Here is a 17,119-nt window from a genome sequence, read left to right as displayed (position 1 = left end):
ACCTTTTCTCCCTTATGAACCTGATGGCTCAAAGTCAGATAAGAAGCGATATTCTGCGACTTGCATGTTATATAGAGGATTCTCTTTATTTTGTTTTAGGCACTCAGCCACTTCATTTTTCCCAGCATTGTCGATGCTTTTCACCAAGCAACCTTCATCAGCTGCAGTACTTTTTTTAAATAATATTTTATCAGTATCCGATAATAAGCCTTGCATCACCGATACCACGAAGACTTGTAAACGAATGCTTTCTTCAGTTTTTGCACCCAAAACTTCTGTGCCACGCGCCAAATCAGCAAACGGAGCTGTCGGTGTAGTGGCTCGTTTAATATAAACTTGTGTTACAACTTGCTTGCGACCAGCTGACTTCGAATCTTTAGTACAAGCTCCCCCTCCTAAACTCTCCCAATTCGGGCTATTTAAGAGATATGCCCCTTTACTCAATGTAAAAGGGCTGCTCTCCGAAAAACAAAATACCAATTCAGCTTCTTTATGGTTTTCATTTTTAAAGAAACCGACAATACCATTGGCTGCTGCAATATCAGGTGTATTATTGGGATTTTGTAAAGCCAACAAAGCTGCATCAGAACTCTGTAACAACAATGCTTGTATCTGATTATTGGTGACCAATTTCAATGAGCTGATACTTTGACGAATTGCCAATGTTCCTACAATCATAATCAGTAACAAGACCATCAATACAACGATGAGGGTTGAACCTCGTTCAGATCGAATCATGTCTCATCCCCCCCAGTACAATCGTCAACATCTGCCTTACACCCTTCCGAAACCCACCCCATTGCATTTCTCAATGAAATCGTTTGATTGACCGCTTGGCGTAAATGACCATTTTGATATTTTTTATCTAATTCAACCTCACTTCCCAAAACCTGAAATGCTCTACTATTTCTTTCCTTCGCAATCGATTGATTACCCGTCGTATCTGTGGATTGAACCAATACCCCGATTTGAATCGCATGGATATGTGGACTTACATCCTGCATGACTCCATCAATATTTTTCCTTACCGATTGGGTCAAATAGGTATCCAAACTCCCATATTGAATCTTGCTGCTCTCATCATTTAGACCACCATCCATCCATCCATAGCGCACCACAAAATAATCAACATTGGGTAAGATCACTTGGCTGCTTTTCCAGTCAAGTAGCAACTGGTCATCTTTTGATTTTGAGTCAAGGTTTGTATGAGTATATTGAGCTGCCTGACAGCGTAAAGAACGGCGCCCATTAGTTTCAGCTAGGTCAACATAATAACGTTGCACCACAATAACATCTTTTTTGAGCTCATTACCCGAACAGTCAAAACCCTCTTGTTGCGCTTGATAACGAATCAACAACTGATCATTTTCAGTTGTATTATTTAGATTGGCACGCTGATAACGCTTTAAAGGCTGATCTTCATCCTCCTCTTCATCAAAACATACTGTGCAATTTAAATTGATTTTCTCTCCCACATTTTTCGGTGTGAGAATAATCCCAGTATATTCAATTTGATCATTCACGGCAGGGATAGGCGCACTCAAATTTGCCTTACGAATATCCTCCACAATAAAATTCAAACCCAAACTTGCACTGTCTTGGATATGTGACATCGCTTTCTGTAATTTGTAACTGGTCACTCCAGCGATAAATAGTTGTATTGCAGCAGCAACAATAATTAAGCCCAAGGCTAATGAAATCATTAACTCGATAAGCGTGAAGCCTGAGACCCGATGAAACCGAGCAACGCTCGGTCGGGTCGTAAGATGAGAGGTTAAGCTTCGAGTACAAGGGTTTCTAGCGCAAGACGAAGAACTGTGCTTAAAGCAATTTGTAAGACTTTTTTTCATGTTAATAAGCCTCCAAAAATAGACAGTGTGATCCTTTTACATACACGCCATCTTTAATGCATGCTTCTACATCATCCTTACCACTACCCTTGCTACTAGATAAAGACGTACTCCCCCATGCCACATAAATGCATTGGCGATGTTCACCAATAGGACAATCAGTAACCGCTAGATTCATACCATTTTTATTTGCTTGAAAAGATGCATTTTGAAGGTCTTGTTCCGCGATTTCCTTAGCACTTCCTGCTGTAGTTTCTACTTCTGTGGGGATAGCTACCGCCCCAATTTTATATTCGCCCTCTCTTAATCCTTGTGGATTCGCTCGCATACGCTCTGCCAAATCACGAGCAATGGTTAATGCTAATACTTGCTGATTTGCTTCGGCACTTGCATCTACTGCTTTTAACTGTAGAGCAGCAAACCCCAATACGGCGATAGCTAGAAGTAGCAATGCAACTAAAACCTCTACTAAACCCACACCTTTTTGATTGTTATGATTCATGTGCAAGTCCCTTCTTTTATTGTTGTATCATTGGTTATCCCGACATTGATGTAATAACAAATTCCTTTTCTTTTTAATTGGAAATTTGTTGAAGCAGCAACACTGCCATTTTTTCTAAATATAAGACTAGTTTTATAAGGGCTACTAGTAACGGCAGTTATCCCATTTTTCAATTGAGCCACAAAAGTTCTTTGAGTTTCAGTTTTAGGAATTTCAATCGCTGTTGCGCAATCATCTGCTGATAAAGATCCTAAACACACTCCTGTCGTTTGACGGAGTAGAACTGCCTGACTTCGGGCCTCAGATACTTTCATCACCACTTCTCGGGCAGCACTTTCTAGTTTTTTGCGTGTTATCATGTCGGCAAATGAAGGCGCAGCTATCACTGCAATAATGGCAAGAATTGCAATCGTAACAATGAGCTCTATCAGCGTGAATGCTTTATACTTTGCTAGTTGCATACAGCCCTCCCATATGCACAATTTTTATAATTTTGAATAATGTTCTAATGTTTAATTATCAATTTCCTACCAAAACAACTGGAAATCTATTTTTTGCGGATAAAAGGTAGATATTGTCAGATAATCGACAAATTATTTAAATAGAATCAACTTATGTTATAAAAATGATAAATAAATCACACATCAACAAGATTAAATAAAGAGTTTAAGTAAATAAAAAAGCAAATACCTTTCGATATTTGCTTTGGTTAAATATTAATAGTTTATGATCGAATTAACGACCATCCCAATTAGAAGTTGCGGATAGTGTACATATAGAAGCACCTTTAACCCAACACTTTTGTCCCTCACTATTTAGTATCAGTATTCCATCGCCATTTTGTGCCGATGTTGTTATTGGCATGGCCGTCAATGTCCACGTTGAAGGTGTAACAATTAAATCTAAGCTATATAAAGCTGTTCCACTTTTAGGTGTAACATTAATCCCATAAATATCGTTAATTGTGGCGCTAGAATAATTATGATTCACCACTTTATATTGACTTAAACGGTGAGCAATATCCATCATTTCAGCTTGTGCATCAGTGCGCTTGGTTTTACGCACATAATCTTGATAAGATGGGTATGCAATCGCAGCTAAAATCGCAACAATCGCCACCACAATCATTAACTCAATAAGCGTGAATCCTCGTCCTTTTTTTTTAGGCATTATCAATCCTCTTCACCTCCATCATCCTCGTCATCGTGCTTATAATCACATCCTACGCCTTTTGCTGGATCTATCTCTATATTCGCTGGAGTGATTGTTTCACATTTAACACCTGTGCTGGTCAGCAAAAAAGAACTATTTCGCACATTATGACTTACAGCTTTAATCGCCCATCTTTGTCCAATCGCGTCTGAAGAAGTCAATAATGGATTACCAGCACTACCGTCTACAATCGTAAGTGTATATTTAGGATTAGAACTCTCCAACGGCAAGGTTAATTCTTGCTTAGTTTCATCAAAACTATCAACTCGCGGACCAGGCGGTGCCGGATACAAATAACGCGGATTGAATCCTCTATAAGTAAAGTTTCTTGATTTATGCCGCTCTAATTGCTCAGCAAGTTTATGCATTTCTTGCTGAGCCTGAGCTGCTATCGCACGACGAGTAAAGTGCTCATAACTAGGTATAGCAATTGCTGCAATAATTGCAATGAGCACAAGCACAATCATCAGCTCAATTAAAGTGAAACCTCTATTATTCATAATTCGATCTCACTTATTTCTTCGCATAACGTTCATACCAACGATTTGGAATAAAACGCATTGAACCACCAGCTTCAATGAACTTTTTACCAGCCTTACAATCAGCCCCCACACAACCTTTACCAACATCATCTCGGTCAGGTACAACAATCGACTTGGTACTTCCACCACTCACAGAACCAACATTCAGGCTCACAATACCTGCACCAAGGTTATAGCTATAGTTGGCATCTTCGGCACAAACACCTGTTGGCAAACATAACCTCTGAGCAAAACTTTGTCCTTTAACCCCTGCACCACAACGAGAAGATGTACCATCCTCAGAAGCATCATACATAGTGACATATAAGCTGCCTTCCATAGCAATTAATGGTGCTAAGCCTTTGATTACACTTTCATCAGCATCAACATGGTCTTGACCTGTTGCACTAAACTTTTTATCGAATCTGAAGTACCATCCTCCCCAGCCCGTTGTGGAGTTTGCTATCGCCCCCATTACTCTAGTCCGATTATTTCCATCTGCCTGATCTTTACGTACTAAACTATCGTAACCAATATACATAAGCTTTGTTGTTGTTGCGGTTGTATCCGTTGTTGTAGCTAAGGTCCGAGCAGTAATATTAGAATCAGGGTAAAACTGACCATTCGGATGAATATCATAATCATAGATTGCATAGACGGCATCATATTGCAATCCTGTTGAATTTCGCTTCCCTGTTGCCTCTGGAGAATCACTCGTTGCTAAGAGCGGTGAACTTTTATTACCTGAAACAAAGCTTACAACCACAACATTTGCACCTTCCAAACGATCTGAACTATGGTGAGCGGTGAAAACAGGAGCCAAATAAAAACGGGGGCTCGTACCATCCGTTTGATGTACATCTAGAATTTTAGTAATTTGACTATCAAACTTTGTAGTACTTCTTGCAAAATCAACACGGAATGCTTGGCCAGCCAAGTCACCAAAATAGATATGATCAACCATACCATCATTATTACGGTCTACCGTTTTAATTTCACTCACAACACTATATTTTAAGTCGCTATGTGATATATGAGGAATTGCTTCTACAGGAGTAGATGGATCTGTTGTAGGGGCTGACGATTCACTTTCAGCATCAGAATCAGCTGGTGTATTGGCATACCACAGTAAATCGCCATTATCAGCATCAAACATGTATACACCTGCACCACGTCTATTTTCCTGCTGATAATCATAATGCTCATAGCCAGCGTAACCTGTACGGACACCATCCACCCAGAGACCATCACCATCATTACCGCCAGCATCGTATCCACCACCAACAAACATGACTAGTTTACGCTGCCCTTTCCAATTGACATAGTCAAGTTTAGGTTTAGACCAACTCTGTCCCATGTTTTCAATCACAGAGAACGCTTTACCCTCTGGATAATCTTTGGAATATACCTTGCCTGAGCTTGGATCAATATGAAATTTAAGCGCGGGATTATCAATGTCAGTCAAATCTAATGCATAGTAACTGCGCCCCCCCATTCGCATACCACCATAAACCCATTGTTTACCCTTGAAGTTCTCTTTGTCTTCTTCTGTACCAATTACATTACGTACAGCTTCTTTTACCGTTAATGTCCCATCTGGTTTAGTGACATAGACTGTATGTGCAGCCCACTCTCCATCCATACCATAATAAAGTGCCTCTTTACCGCCAGTTAAACTCCCTGCATTTTCTTTAAAAGTTTCATACTGTTTCTCAATCATTTCTTTTGGTACAAAGCTAAATTTCTCTATACCAGTTTCTGCATCAACAACACTAAGCAGACCTTGTGTCGTACCAAACATGACATAGTCTTCACGTCCTGTAGTCCCAATGTGGATTTTCCCAGCAGCATCACGGGTTGCCTCGGCTTTTCCTTCCTGTGTCAGTAATACAGGCAATGAATGATAAACACTCCCCATTTGTCGTAATGTTGCAGTCATTGTTGCCAAATCTAAACCATTAGTGTCAGTTGCTGTAGGAATATTATATCCCAGCAATGACATTAAACCTCTGACACGGGATGCATCATCATTTTTAGTTTTTGCATCCGTGGTATAGGTATAATCGATACGACTCAAATCAAAATTACGGCTGATTTGTTGATCTACACTTTTTGTACCATCAAAAACATAATCTGTAAGAACTTTACGTCCGGCTGTTGTCGTCGACTCTTCTCCATCAGTAAAAGTTTGAGTACCTAGCTTTAATTTACTTAGCGCACCATATTTCTGATAAATTGGTGTATTTTCTGGATAAGAAGCACTTTCAGCCCCCCAAATATCACGTAAATCTTGCAATTCACTTTTTAAAACAACCGTATTTGCTGCACCGCCATTCTTATTTGAGTAAACACTATTATTCACAACATAATATTTTTTGACATTGCCAAACCATAATTGCTGCAAATCTCCAGCTTTAACTTTGGGCTCAAATTGTGGAAAATATGCATAAGGTTGAATAATTTCAGGGTTCAATGCATCTATTGGAATCATTGATGAACCTGTACTAATACTTGGGATTTCACCACTATTTTTGTTTACAAAGTCTTCAATACTTGAAGCAACATCACTCGCATTCGATCCTGAATACCACCCGCCTTTTCCCCGGATTCCCCATTTAGCAGCCTGTTTAACATTATCATCAATGCCGGTTAAAGCATCTACAGCAGCTTCTGTCTGAACACTTGAAGAAATACTATTAAAATCACTACCAAAACCGACTACAGCCGTTTTAAAAGCAATATTTGCTGGGTTCTTGGTAGAATCAAGTATCGTCTCAGCTAATTGTAAAGTACAGTCCCACCCACTAGAGCTATCCGTACAACTAAAACCATCTCCTTTGTTACCTAATGCTTTTGCGATTAACCCTGATGTACCATTCCCATAATTTGGGACACCATCCGTTAAAATATAAATTCCCTGCCCATTACAACTTTTTTCATCATCCGTTAAATCTTTTTGACGAGAAATTGTATTAGGTGCAAGATATAGGGTTTGTGCGGTATTTTTTGAGGAACTATCTGAGTATTCGAACCCACTATATTTCTTACTCGCCACATATACATTACCTGAATAACCCTTAGCTGTGGTTGCAGTACCTTTAGTGAAACCACTAGGAACGTTACCATAAAAAACATTACCCCATGAGGTACATTTTCCCGTTGCATTCATGCTAATACATTCAGCATAAATAGATTGCTTATTATAAGTACCACCAAAATACCATTCACCATTACCTACTTCGGTTGTAGATCCCATTAAATAGGCAACAGCTTCTGCATAAGAACGTGTAGTTGGCGTATTAGTCTGCCCTCTTAACTTTTTAATTTCTTCAATTAATAATGCACGCTGAGTTTTCGTTACGCTAGAAACAGTAACTGAATCTTTTAATGCTCGAGCAGGAACCTTTATTGCCCCAGCTTCATGATATGTTGTTGTATATGCACCCAATGTTGATAGGCCAATTACCAAATCGTCATTCAATGCTGCTACCCCCTTTTCATTATCTCCTTCTAATACAGCCAACATCCCCTGACGTAACCGAGAAATACGGTCATAACATTTATAATTGTTTCCTGACTTTTCACAGTCTTTGATAATTTGATTAGTTATTTCACTACCTGATGCCGTGCAATATTGCCCATTAACTGCAGTTCCTTCAAAAACTACGCGCCCTTGCCAGTTACGCTCACAAATCGTTCCATAATCCTGCTCAATAGAACGAGTATCCATTGAACCAGATATATCCAACAAAAACATAATCGTAGTCGCACTTTGTACATTGTTTCCAGAGACATAAATCTCTAAATCAGCCGCATGACTTGCTGCACTTACACAAATTAATGAAGTTGTTGCAGCCGTTATTGTGCCCACCTTAAGCTTATTTAACCAATCATTGTGCTGCATATCTGCCTGCGCATCATTTAGGTGAACTGTTTTCTTATTTAACATTTTCATAATTCACTCTCCTAAGACGTACGTACAGTTTTAATGGTATATTCCATTTCTTGTGTACTGTATGGAACATTATTTTTAGATAAACAGTCTGTTACGGTATCTTCATCCGCATTTTCATCCCAAAAACTGGTGTAATTATTCAAACAGTTATCAATGCTTGATCTTGGGCGGTCACTTAAATTGGGTAAAATTGAAGTTGCTGTAATCACAACTTTTTGAATCCCTGTACTCTTTGAGCTTTCCTTATCATCGCCTTCCATCATGTGCTCCCAATCTCGACTATTATCCGCAGCACGCACTGATACTTGTGTCATAACCGCATTACGACCACTCAAAAAGTCAGTCATTCGACTTACTTTACAGAAACCATTTTGTCCCATTTCAGTGTTTTTAATTGTCGAACCTTCCCAATACACCACACTTGCTATACGGCTTCCTTCAAAGTTATCTGTCGATGTTCCGCGAATACAAAACACCAGTTCCTTACCTTTATTTTCTGGACGTAAAGTATAGTTCAGCATTCCATCACCTATCCGCATATTGGCAAAGTCCAATTCATCATCAGTTTTATTTTCAAGCGTAAAAAAGACAGAATCGCTGGTCTGTTTAAGTAAAGCCTGAGCTTGTGCATTCGTTGCTATTTTTAAAGAGATGATACTGCCACGTATAGCCCATGTCCCAACGATAGTGAGCAAAACCAACATGATGAGGACTACAATCAAGACTGACCCTGTTTGCGCTTTTTTTTGTATTCGATTATTCATATCAGTGCTCACTCAATTCCAAAACCATTTCGAATTGCGATGGTCTGCGTTACAACTGTGCGTAAATACAATTTATTACGGGCATGGTCTATTAAAGGGCCTTCAACATTTAGGACCTTATATTTATGTTCCGCATCGAAAAACTGATTATTCCCTATCGTATCGGTAGAGCGAACCAATAAACCAAACTGTACAGAAACAATTTGGGGTTTTTCACCTGTTAAAGCACGATAATCTTCGATACTCATGTAACTAAAACAATCTAGACGAGTATCTGCCTCAAGATTTTCAGTTGTTGTAGTTGGAGGCGTTCCACTAGTTGTAGAAGCTGTAACACTATTACAGGCTGCATTTGCTCCATCATAAGCAACACCCAATCGAATACTTAGATGATCAACCCGAGGAATAATGATTTCTCCATTTCCTGCTAAATTTAAAGTAGTATTGGTTTTAGCTGATGCTTCGGTATAACGAGCAGCTTTACAGGCTAAAGCAAGTGGTTGATTCGGATCACTGCGATTAGTATCTGCTCTTAAAAAATAACGCTCCACCACATAATCACTCACTGTCACTCCAGTCCCCTCACAATCAAACTGATTAGGTGTATTTACTCGGTACTGAATGACTAGTTGATCGCTACCTAAAGCATTGTCATCAGAATCTTTAATATCTATATTTGTTGCTCCAATTGCCCCACGCGTCAACAAATCATCACTTATACTAAAAGCTGAATTATCATCAGAAATATTCTCTTTAGATAAAACAACACCTCCATATAAGGTCTTATCATTTATAATAGGCTTGGAAGAGTTGAGATTCGCTAGACGAATATTATTAATTACAGTACCCAAACCGAATAACGTTGAATTCTGTAGATTCATCATGCCTTGCTGAGCTGTTGCACTTCTTTGACTCGTTAAAAAAAGCTGTATAGCAATCGCACTCACCAATAATCCCAAAGCTAATGCAATCATTAATTCAATTAAGGTAAATCCCTTCTGTTTAGCTAAATGACGATTCATTTTAGAATGCCTCCATGACTAAACATTTGGTATCAGTAAGATAAGCACCTGTTGTAGTATCTACACATTGATTAATATTGTTTGCAGCAATAATTGTTTTTCCCCATGCGACATAAATACAGTTCAAATCACTTCCCACACAATCCTCAATAACAATGGTTTGTCCATGTTCATTGGCTTTTGCAAGAATCTCTGTAGCATCATGCTGTGCCATTGTTGCTGGATTACACTTTGGCAAATCAACTTTTACTGTAGATGGAACAGCATTACGGCTGCTGGTCCCTACACAGCTAGAGACATTTGTTGTTTTTGCATTAATGGCTGTTTTGTAGTTAGTTAAGGCTGTACGATTCACCCTAATGCGCTCAGCTAAGTCTCGTGCAGTATTCATTGCAACTGTTTGTTCTGTTGCTTCTTGTGCTGCATCTAAAGCCCTAAGTTGCAATGCTGAGAAACCTAGGACACCAAGAGCAAGGATCACCAAAGCAACTAAAACCTCAATTAAACCAACACCATGTTCTTTATTTTTACTAATCATCAACATGTCCCCGAGGTAATACTATCAACCGTTCCCATTTTCGATACTAAAATGGTCCGACTCTCTTCCAGCGTTGCATTACATAGCGTAAAGCTCAAAGGTACAATTTCAGGAATCTTAGGTGGATTATTTGTAGGATCAGACTCACAAGGGTTTGGAGACGGATCATCGCACACAGGATTATCTATTTCTTTTGTTCTCTGTTTAGCTGTCCCTAAGTTTGAAAAAACCACATCAATTGCATCACTTGTCAGTACAATTCCCTCTTTCGGAGATACCCAATACAATGTTGTAGAGCTATTGACGGGGCAAACCACTTTCGTTTCACCGCTATTGGGATCTGTTTCAGTCGGACAAGTCAACTTGATCGTAATATCTTTACGTAATGAAATTGCTTGCCCTCTAGCTTCACCAAAAATCAGCGCTAAATCTCGTGCAGTGGTATCCAACTCTTTCTTTGCAATAATGTTTCCAAAAGATGGAGCAGCCAACATCGCGACAACTGCCATTACAGCAATTGCCACCATCAACTCAATTAAGGTGAATCCCCGACTTTTCCCCATTACCTTGTACCAATTTTTTTTAAATTTATGAGGCTATAATAGATTTTATTTTTACAGAACCAATACAAAGCAGATAAGCACCAAAAAAAAACGGATGGAGTGCAATCCATCCGTTTCTAGTTCACATTTTTCTAGTAAAATTAGGCTTGTATCACCTGTATACGTAACTCTTTTGGTAGACTAAAAGTAATGTTTTCTTCCGTACCTTGTAATTCTTGAGGTGGCGTTGCCCCCCAATCTTGTAAACGCTGAATCACTTGCTTGATCAAAATTTCAGGTGCTGATGCACCCGCCGTCACCCCTATTTTACTATCCGATTTAAACCATTTTTGCTCAAGCTGATCTGCATTATCGACTAAATAAGCTGACTTTCCCATACGCTCAGCAAGTTCACGCAATCGATTTGAATTAGATGAATTTGGAGACCCTACCACCAACACGACATCACATTGTTCTGCTAAATCGCGTACCGCATCTTGACGATTTTGCGTTGCATAACAAATATCATCCTTGCGCGGCCCTTGGATCTCAGGGAACTTACGTCGCAATGCATCAATCACTTTTGCTGTATCATCAATTGATAAAGTCGTTTGTGTCACAAAGGCAACTTTCTCCGGGTGTTTCACCACCAAGTCATCAACGTCTTTTTCATCTTCAACTAAATAAATCGCGCCGCCGCGAGACTTATCATATTGTCCCATCGTACCCTCAACTTCAGGATGACCTTCATGGCCGATTAAAATTGCTTCCGTTCCCTCACGCGCGTATTTGGTAACCTCAATGTGAACCTTGGTCACCAAAGGACAGGTTGCATCAAATACTTTTAATCCACGTCGTTCAGCCTCTTGTTGTACTGCTTTTGATACGCCATGTGCGCTAAAAATCACAATAGAGTCATCAGGCACCTGATCAAGCTCATCAACAAAAACCGCGCCACGCTGACGCAAATCATCTACCACAAATTTGTTGTGTACGACCTCATGTCGCACATAAATTGGCGGATTAAAACATTCGAGTGCTCGATTGACGATCGCTATAGCACGGTCAACACCAGCACAAAAACCTCGTGGATTGGCCAACACGATTTCCATAACATCCTCTCTCATCATCTGAATATTTCAATCAAACTATTTCGTTTAGCAGCTCGCTACACTACAATAGCCAAGATATTTTATCATATCAGGAAAAATATCATGTCGGGTCTATTGTTTGTCGTTTCTGCTGCCTCAGGAACAGGCAAAACATCTTTGGTAAAAGCCCTACTCGATCGCGTCAGCAACCTTCATGTTTCAGTATCGCATACGACTCGCAATCAACGCCCAGGTGAACTAGACGGCGTTCATTATCATTTTACCAATAAAGAATCCTTCTTGTCTCAAGTCGAGGAAGGCGGTTTTATCGAGTATGCAGAAGTCTTTGGTAACTATTACGGCACATCGCAAGCTAAGGTAAAAGAGCAACTTCAACAAGGTCATGATGTTTTACTTGAAATCGATTGGCAAGGTGCTGAACAGGTTCGTCGACTATTTCCAGAATCAAAACAAATATTTATCCTACCACCAACACAGTACGATCTAAGACAACGTCTTTCAAACCGAGGTACTGACTCAGTTGAAGTAATTGAACACCGCCTCAGTTGTGCTGTTGAAGATATGCGTCATTTCGCAAGCTTTGACTATGTGATTATCAATGATGACTTTAATAAAGCCGTACATGATTTAGAAGCAATTATCACTGCAAATCGTCTAGAAACATTGCAGCAAAGTAACCGTCATCAGCAGTTAATTGAAAACTTGATTACACTCAATCGCGAATGACTTGAGTCTTGGACAAAAGCCTTTTATACTATTTAGTCTTTCAGATGTATTGTTCAAACGAGACAACTTATGGCACGTGTAACCGTTGAAGATTGTTTAGACCATGTCGATAACCGCTTTGAGTTAGTACTGGTAGCGAGTAAACGTGCACGCCAAATAGCACGTCAAGGCATGGAACCTACTGTAGAATGGGACAATGACAAACCAACAGTTGTCGCTTTACGTGAGATTGCAGTGGGTCATGTCACCAAAGAAATTTTGAAACAACGCGACCAAGATTATCAAACTTCAAATCTAGATATGGTGTTATCTACAAATTCATTAAACTTAGAAGGCTTTTCTTTCTAAGTCGAATTTGCTATACATCGAAGCCCATTGTGAAGACACTGGGCTTTTTTGTTTGTTGATCTTATTGTGAAATTTTCTCCATATTGAGAAAAGCAATATACTTCATTGAAAAAATTTACGAGTTTTTATAATGAACAAATTGACAAGTTTAGCAATATGCTTTTCATTAGAAGATAAGCAAAGTATCAACAAAGATTATCCTTACTGAATCCAAGTTATTAAAGGTGTTTTCTATGCCAGGCGAAGAGGTCAGCCAAGCCAAGCAACAGCTAAAAGTAATTATTGATGCCTATCTGAAAGATAGTGACGTCCAGCGTGTGCTTGCTGCCTGTGATTTTGCCGACTTAGCGCATAGCGGTATTACCCGTAAAAGTGGTGAGCCATATGTCTTACACCCGATTGCTGTCAGTTGCATATTGGCCCATATGCGTCTCGATGCAGATACGCTCATGGCAGCACTATTACATGATGTCATTGAAGATACTGATTTTAGCAAAGATGAAATTGGCGAAAAATTTGGACTGGTCGTTGCCGAGCTAGTCGATGGTGTAACCAAACTCAGTCATTCCAGCGATAAGGAATACAATAAAGCGGCCTCCTTCCGGAAAATTCTGCAAGCGACTTTACAAGACCCACGTGTCATTATTATTAAACTTGCCGATCGTTATCATAATATGACCACTCTAGGCGCACTTCGTCCAGACAAACGTGCACGAATCGCCCAAGAAACGCTAGATATTTTTGTACCAATGGCGCGTCTGGTTGGTATGAATGAAATGGCAGACAACTTAGAACATCTATGTTACCAAAATCTCGATTTGGATATGTTCAATGATGTACAAGCTGCTCTTTTAGAAACCAAGCCAAAACGTTGTGAATATCAGGCCATTTGGGAGCAGAAACTATCAGACCTCTTAGAAAATCACAAAATTAAAGGTCGAATTAAAAAGAAAAATAATAATATCGAGTTGCTGCGCCATTTTGTAAAAAATGAAATTGATTTAAATGAACTTAGCCACAGTCATGCCTTCGAGATTATTCTGCAAAGCATCGCGGACTGTGATCGTCTTGTGACCGCATTAAAAGATAATTTCCAAGTCTTACAATACAAAGACTATATTCGTCGCCCGTTGCCAGGTGGCAATCAATCATTAATGATCAAATTAAAAGGGGAAAAAACCACCCTTTCTCTCACCATTCAAACTGAGCTTATGCGCAAAGCCGCGCGTTTTGGTGTCGTACTGGGTGAAAATGCGCCTCAAGCATGTCGATCTGCCATCCAAGCATCCATGCAAAACCTGAATACTTTAATCGATAGTGACTGTGCGAAAACCACTTTTAGCGATTTATTGGATTATTTACACCAAGAGAAAATTTGGGTGTATACCCCACACGGGCAATTGCATGAACTTCCTCAAGGCGCAACTGTTGTTGATTTTGCTTACTCAGCCAGTTTATTTCTAGGTAACCACGCTGTTGGTGCCAAAGTTGATGGAGAAATTCGTCCTTTATCAACGCCATTGAATAGCGGTCAAGTAGTGGAAATCATTACTGATGTACTCGCCACACCTAATCCAGACTGGCTCAGCTTTATCAATACGCAAAAAGCACGACGTGCTTTGCAAAATATACTCAGAGAACAGGATATTGATGAGCAACGTCTAGTGGGACAACAAGCATTAAATCGCGCTTTAAAATTGTTTCATCGTTCGACCAATGATCTCTCTCCTCAGGACTGGATTAATGTCTTAGAGTGGCGACATCTCACTGACAAAGACACCTTATTTGAACAGATTGCTGTTGGGGACTTATTACCTCAATTGGTTGCAAACCATCTCTTTGCTCAAGATCATCAACCTCATCCACAAGACAGTTCCGATCGTTTGATTGTTGGTACTGAAGGGGTTGATGTTAAATATGCACATTGCTGTAATCCTGTTTTGGGTGACCCAATTCAAGGACATTTATCTCGTCGCGGATTAATCGTCCACCGCGCACGTTGCCGCAACCTCTTGCATGAGCAACATTTACATCCAGAAAACATCATGCCTTTACATTGGCAATCTGAAGAAATCGAAGATGTTCGCTTTAGCGCCTATCTTTGTATTCACATGGCAATGAATGATGAGCAAATCTCTGACTTGATTTATCAATGTCGTAAGGCCAAAACAGGGGTTGAAATGGTGCATTCACAAGAGCAAAAGACGTATGTGAATATCGTGGTCAATAATCGAAAACAATTAGCCCAAATTATTCGAGATTTGCGTATGCATCTTGGCTTCCCTCGAATTGAGCGTTTAAATATGCCTGTAGCACAGCCAGAAATGGCAAAAATAGGTTAAAACCAATCGCAACGACTACTCAGTATTCAATTGCTCCCATGCTAGATTTTTGTGTTAAAGTCGCTGTGCTTAAGATAGGAAAATGACATAGGAGAGCTTAATGTCACGTCAAGTTATTCATACTGAACACGCGCCTGCAGCGATTGGAACATATTCTCAAGCAATTCTTGTTGGCAATACGCTCTATCTTTCAGGTCAAATCGGCTTAGACCCATATAGTATGGAACTTGTAGATGGTATAGAGGCTCAAATTCGCCGCGTTTTTGATAACCTTAAAGCAGTATGTACCGCAGCGGGTGGCAGCTTAGCTGATATCGCCAAACTGAACATCTTCCTCACAGATTTATCGCACTTTCAACTCGTCAATCAGATCATGGGTGAATACTTTGCCCAACCTTATCCAGCACGCGCTGCACTCGGTGTTGCTAGCCTACCAAAGGGTGCATTGGTTGAAATGGATGGAATTGTGATTATTCCATAATATTTAACTCATACTTTTCAGTCAGATATATAATTATAAAAATAATCGGTCTTAAATATTTAGCTCTAAATGATGAATCAATCTTGCGCGGAAATCCGAGTTTAACTCGGATTTCCGCTCATGTTTAACTTTTTTATCCAAATTCCCAATAACCAAGACAAACCGTTTAGAATGAAATTCATTGACAAACGATAACAATTATCAATAATATCAATTATCGCATTTGTATTTGTGGATACAACTCCCATGTATGTTTGTTTATGTCGCGGAATCACCGATCAGGATATTAAAGATGCTGTTGCGAACGGCACCGAAAGCTATCGTGAAATCCGTGAACAACTCGGCTTAGGCACTTGCTGCGGACGTTGCGCTCCAGAAGCCAAAGCCATTATCAGTGAAGAACTTGCAGAAATTGCTGCACGGATTTCCGTGGCTGCATAATTTTGAATTAAATCCGTAGTGTTTACGACTCCACCGCTTTTTGTAGAACTTTAACCACTCTTCATCCAAGCGGTTTTTTTATGACAAATCACATCCCTATAAAAATTTAATCCTGCAAACAATAAGGCACGATACTCATTCATCATGATTGTGATTTTCATTTGCCGTTCTATAAATTACTCGCCAGATTCTTATTTGTTGATTAAGATAATATAAATTGCCGAAAAGGCATTTTGTTGGTGTTTATGGAGCAAGTGCAATGAAAGGCAATCGTGAAGTGATTAATCAGCTGAATCAGGTGCTTTATCACCATCTGACTGCAATCAATCAATATTTTTTACACTCTCGTATGTTTAATGATTGGGGTATTGAGCAACTCGGTAGTGCTGAATACAAAGAATCAATTCGCCAAATGAAACATGCCGACAAGATTATTGAACGTGTTTTATTTCTAGAAGGTTTACCTAACCTACAACATCTCGGAAAACTATACATCGGACAACATACTGAAGAAGTGTTGAATTGTGATATTCGCAAAGTCAAAGAAAATATCGCAACACTCAAACAAGCCGTTGAATTGTCTGAAGCTGAACAAGATTACGTGACCCGTGATCTGGTCCAAGAAATTTTAGAGAAAGAAGAAGAATATTGGGATTGGCTCGATACACAACTCGATCTAATCGAAAATGTAGGCATTGAAAATTATATCCAAAGCCAAATTTAATGTTTAAAAAAGCCCTTTCAGGTTATAACTTGAAAGGGC

At 39.5% G+C, this 17,119-nt stretch carries 18 protein-coding genes; 6 read left to right on the top strand and 12 right to left on the bottom strand.

The annotated features are described in order from the left end of the window. Window positions 1-12: 12 nt before the first annotated feature. The 12 genes from DS737_RS01450 to ispH all read right to left on the bottom strand — a co-directional run bounded on the left by DS737_RS01450 (window position 13) and on the right by ispH (window position 12,018). Window positions 13-738 carry a pilus assembly protein PilX gene (locus DS737_RS01450; protein ID WP_113996606.1) on the bottom strand — a complete coding sequence of 242 codons (726 nt, stop codon included), beginning with the start codon at window positions 736-738 and terminating at the stop codon, window positions 13-15. Continuing rightward, window positions 735-1,703 carry a PilW family protein gene (locus tag DS737_RS01445; RefSeq protein ID WP_265735950.1) on the bottom strand — a complete coding sequence of 323 codons (969 nt, stop codon included), beginning with the start codon at window positions 1,701-1,703 and terminating at the stop codon, window positions 735-737. The genes DS737_RS01450 and DS737_RS01445 overlap by 4 nt, the downstream gene beginning before the upstream one ends. A 148-nt stretch (window positions 1,704-1,851) precedes the next feature. Further along, on the bottom strand, window positions 1,852-2,352 hold the full coding sequence (gene pilV / locus DS737_RS01440; RefSeq protein ID WP_113996604.1) for a type IV pilus modification protein PilV: 501 nt from the start codon (window positions 2,350-2,352) through the stop codon (window positions 1,852-1,854). Then, window positions 2,349-2,813, bottom strand: a complete 465-nt coding sequence (locus DS737_RS01435; RefSeq protein ID WP_113996603.1) for a GspH/FimT family pseudopilin — start codon at window positions 2,811-2,813, stop codon at window positions 2,349-2,351. Before DS737_RS01435 ends, pilV (DS737_RS01440) begins: the two co-directional genes overlap by 4 nt. 274 nt (window positions 2,814-3,087) lie before the next feature. Next, on the bottom strand, window positions 3,088-3,522 hold the full coding sequence (locus DS737_RS01430) for a type IV pilin protein (protein WP_109441034.1): 435 nt from the start codon (window positions 3,520-3,522) through the stop codon (window positions 3,088-3,090). Window positions 3,523-3,524: 2 nt separating this feature from the next. Continuing rightward, window positions 3,525-4,064, bottom strand: a complete 540-nt coding sequence (locus DS737_RS01425; RefSeq protein ID WP_113996602.1) for a type IV pilin protein — start codon at window positions 4,062-4,064, stop codon at window positions 3,525-3,527. Window positions 4,065-4,077: 13 nt separating this feature from the next. Next, window positions 4,078-8,040, bottom strand: a complete 3,963-nt coding sequence (locus tag DS737_RS01420) for a pilus assembly protein (RefSeq protein WP_113996601.1) — start codon at window positions 8,038-8,040, stop codon at window positions 4,078-4,080. A gap of 11 nt (window positions 8,041-8,051) precedes the next feature. Next, the gene (locus tag DS737_RS01415; protein WP_113996600.1) at window positions 8,052-8,804 is read right to left on the bottom strand and encodes a pilus assembly PilX family protein; all 753 of its coding nucleotides are present in this window, start codon (window positions 8,802-8,804) and stop codon (window positions 8,052-8,054) included. Between the two features lie 8 nt (window positions 8,805-8,812). Then, a complete protein-coding gene (locus tag DS737_RS01410) occupies window positions 8,813-9,826 on the bottom strand; it encodes a PilW family protein (RefSeq protein ID WP_113996599.1) in 1,014 nt (337 codons plus the stop codon). Window position 9,827: 1 nt separating this feature from the next. Further along, entirely contained in the window at window positions 9,828-10,364 is a 537-nt protein-coding gene (pilV, locus tag DS737_RS01405) for a type IV pilus modification protein PilV (protein WP_109441074.1), read from the bottom strand. Further along, window positions 10,364-10,927: a pilus assembly FimT family protein gene (locus tag DS737_RS01400; RefSeq protein ID WP_113996598.1), complete on the bottom strand. Its 564-nt coding sequence runs from the start codon at window positions 10,925-10,927 to the stop codon at window positions 10,364-10,366. Before DS737_RS01400 ends, pilV (DS737_RS01405) begins: the two co-directional genes overlap by 1 nt. A gap of 140 nt (window positions 10,928-11,067) precedes the next feature. After that, window positions 11,068-12,018 carry a 4-hydroxy-3-methylbut-2-enyl diphosphate reductase gene (gene ispH, locus DS737_RS01395; RefSeq protein WP_113996597.1) on the bottom strand — a complete coding sequence of 317 codons (951 nt, stop codon included), beginning with the start codon at window positions 12,016-12,018 and terminating at the stop codon, window positions 11,068-11,070. 102 nt (window positions 12,019-12,120) lie between these two features. Between ispH and gmk the strand changes: the two genes are divergently transcribed. The 6 genes from gmk to bfr all read left to right on the top strand — a co-directional run bounded on the left by gmk (window position 12,121) and on the right by bfr (window position 17,080). Then, entirely contained in the window at window positions 12,121-12,744 is a 624-nt protein-coding gene (gmk, locus tag DS737_RS01390) for a guanylate kinase (RefSeq protein WP_113996596.1), read from the top strand. A 69-nt stretch (window positions 12,745-12,813) separates the two neighbouring features. After that, window positions 12,814-13,092, top strand: a complete 279-nt coding sequence (rpoZ, locus tag DS737_RS01385; protein WP_004641282.1) for a DNA-directed RNA polymerase subunit omega — start codon at window positions 12,814-12,816, stop codon at window positions 13,090-13,092. 233 nt (window positions 13,093-13,325) lie between these two features. Beyond that, window positions 13,326-15,434 carry a RelA/SpoT family protein gene (locus DS737_RS01380; RefSeq protein ID WP_004641284.1) on the top strand — a complete coding sequence of 703 codons (2,109 nt, stop codon included), beginning with the start codon at window positions 13,326-13,328 and terminating at the stop codon, window positions 15,432-15,434. Between the two features lie 100 nt (window positions 15,435-15,534). Then, complete coding sequence (locus DS737_RS01375; protein ID WP_004641286.1) at window positions 15,535-15,915, top strand: RidA family protein; 381 nt, start codon at window positions 15,535-15,537, stop codon at window positions 15,913-15,915. Window positions 15,916-16,161: 246 nt separating this feature from the next. Continuing rightward, on the top strand, window positions 16,162-16,356 hold the full coding sequence (locus DS737_RS01370; protein ID WP_004641287.1) for a bacterioferritin-associated ferredoxin: 195 nt from the start codon (window positions 16,162-16,164) through the stop codon (window positions 16,354-16,356). A gap of 259 nt (window positions 16,357-16,615) precedes the next feature. Further along, window positions 16,616-17,080, top strand: coding sequence for a heteropolymeric bacterioferritin subunit Bfr (bfr, locus tag DS737_RS01365; protein WP_005087000.1), 465 nt, complete (start codon window positions 16,616-16,618; stop codon window positions 17,078-17,080). Window positions 17,081-17,119 lie beyond the last annotated feature (39 nt).

The organism is Acinetobacter haemolyticus (genome assembly GCF_003323815.1).
Lineage (GTDB): Bacteria > Pseudomonadota > Gammaproteobacteria > Pseudomonadales > Moraxellaceae > Acinetobacter > Acinetobacter haemolyticus.
Note: the sequence above shows the minus strand (reverse complement) of the source record. Positions and strands in the feature narration are given on the sequence as shown.

Coding starts and splice junctions, on each gene's coding strand:
- DS737_RS01435 (WP_113996603.1), bottom strand. CDS start 2,813: ATGCAACTAGCAAAGTATAAAGCATTCACGCTGATAGAGCTCATTGTT.
- pilV (WP_113996604.1), bottom strand. CDS start 2,352: ATGAATCATAACAATCAAAAAGGTGTGGGTTTAGTAGAGGTTTTAGTT.
- gmk (WP_113996596.1), top strand. CDS start 12,121: ATGTCGGGTCTATTGTTTGTCGTTTCTGCTGCCTCAGGAACAGGCAAA.
- bfr (WP_005087000.1), top strand. CDS start 16,616: ATGAAAGGCAATCGTGAAGTGATTAATCAGCTGAATCAGGTGCTTTAT.
- DS737_RS01425 (WP_113996602.1), bottom strand. CDS start 4,064: ATGAATAATAGAGGTTTCACTTTAATTGAGCTGATGATTGTGCTTGTG.
- DS737_RS01375 (WP_004641286.1), top strand. CDS start 15,535: ATGTCACGTCAAGTTATTCATACTGAACACGCGCCTGCAGCGATTGGA.
- DS737_RS01380 (WP_004641284.1), top strand. CDS start 13,326: ATGCCAGGCGAAGAGGTCAGCCAAGCCAAGCAACAGCTAAAAGTAATT.
- DS737_RS01415 (WP_113996600.1), bottom strand. CDS start 8,804: ATGAATAATCGAATACAAAAAAAAGCGCAAACAGGGTCAGTCTTGATT.
- pilV (WP_109441074.1), bottom strand. CDS start 10,364: ATGATTAGTAAAAATAAAGAACATGGTGTTGGTTTAATTGAGGTTTTA.
- DS737_RS01400 (WP_113996598.1), bottom strand. CDS start 10,927: ATGGGGAAAAGTCGGGGATTCACCTTAATTGAGTTGATGGTGGCAATT.
- rpoZ (WP_004641282.1), top strand. CDS start 12,814: ATGGCACGTGTAACCGTTGAAGATTGTTTAGACCATGTCGATAACCGC.
- DS737_RS01450 (WP_113996606.1), bottom strand. CDS start 738: ATGATTCGATCTGAACGAGGTTCAACCCTCATCGTTGTATTGATGGTC.
- DS737_RS01445 (WP_265735950.1), bottom strand. CDS start 1,703: ATGATTTCATTAGCCTTGGGCTTAATTATTGTTGCTGCTGCAATACAA.
- DS737_RS01410 (WP_113996599.1), bottom strand. CDS start 9,826: ATGAATCGTCATTTAGCTAAACAGAAGGGATTTACCTTAATTGAATTA.
- DS737_RS01420 (WP_113996601.1), bottom strand. CDS start 8,040: ATGAAAATGTTAAATAAGAAAACAGTTCACCTAAATGATGCGCAGGCA.
- DS737_RS01370 (WP_004641287.1), top strand. CDS start 16,162: ATGTATGTTTGTTTATGTCGCGGAATCACCGATCAGGATATTAAAGAT.
- ispH (WP_113996597.1), bottom strand. CDS start 12,018: ATGGAAATCGTGTTGGCCAATCCACGAGGTTTTTGTGCTGGTGTTGAC.
- DS737_RS01430 (WP_109441034.1), bottom strand. CDS start 3,522: ATGCCTAAAAAAAAAGGACGAGGATTCACGCTTATTGAGTTAATGATT.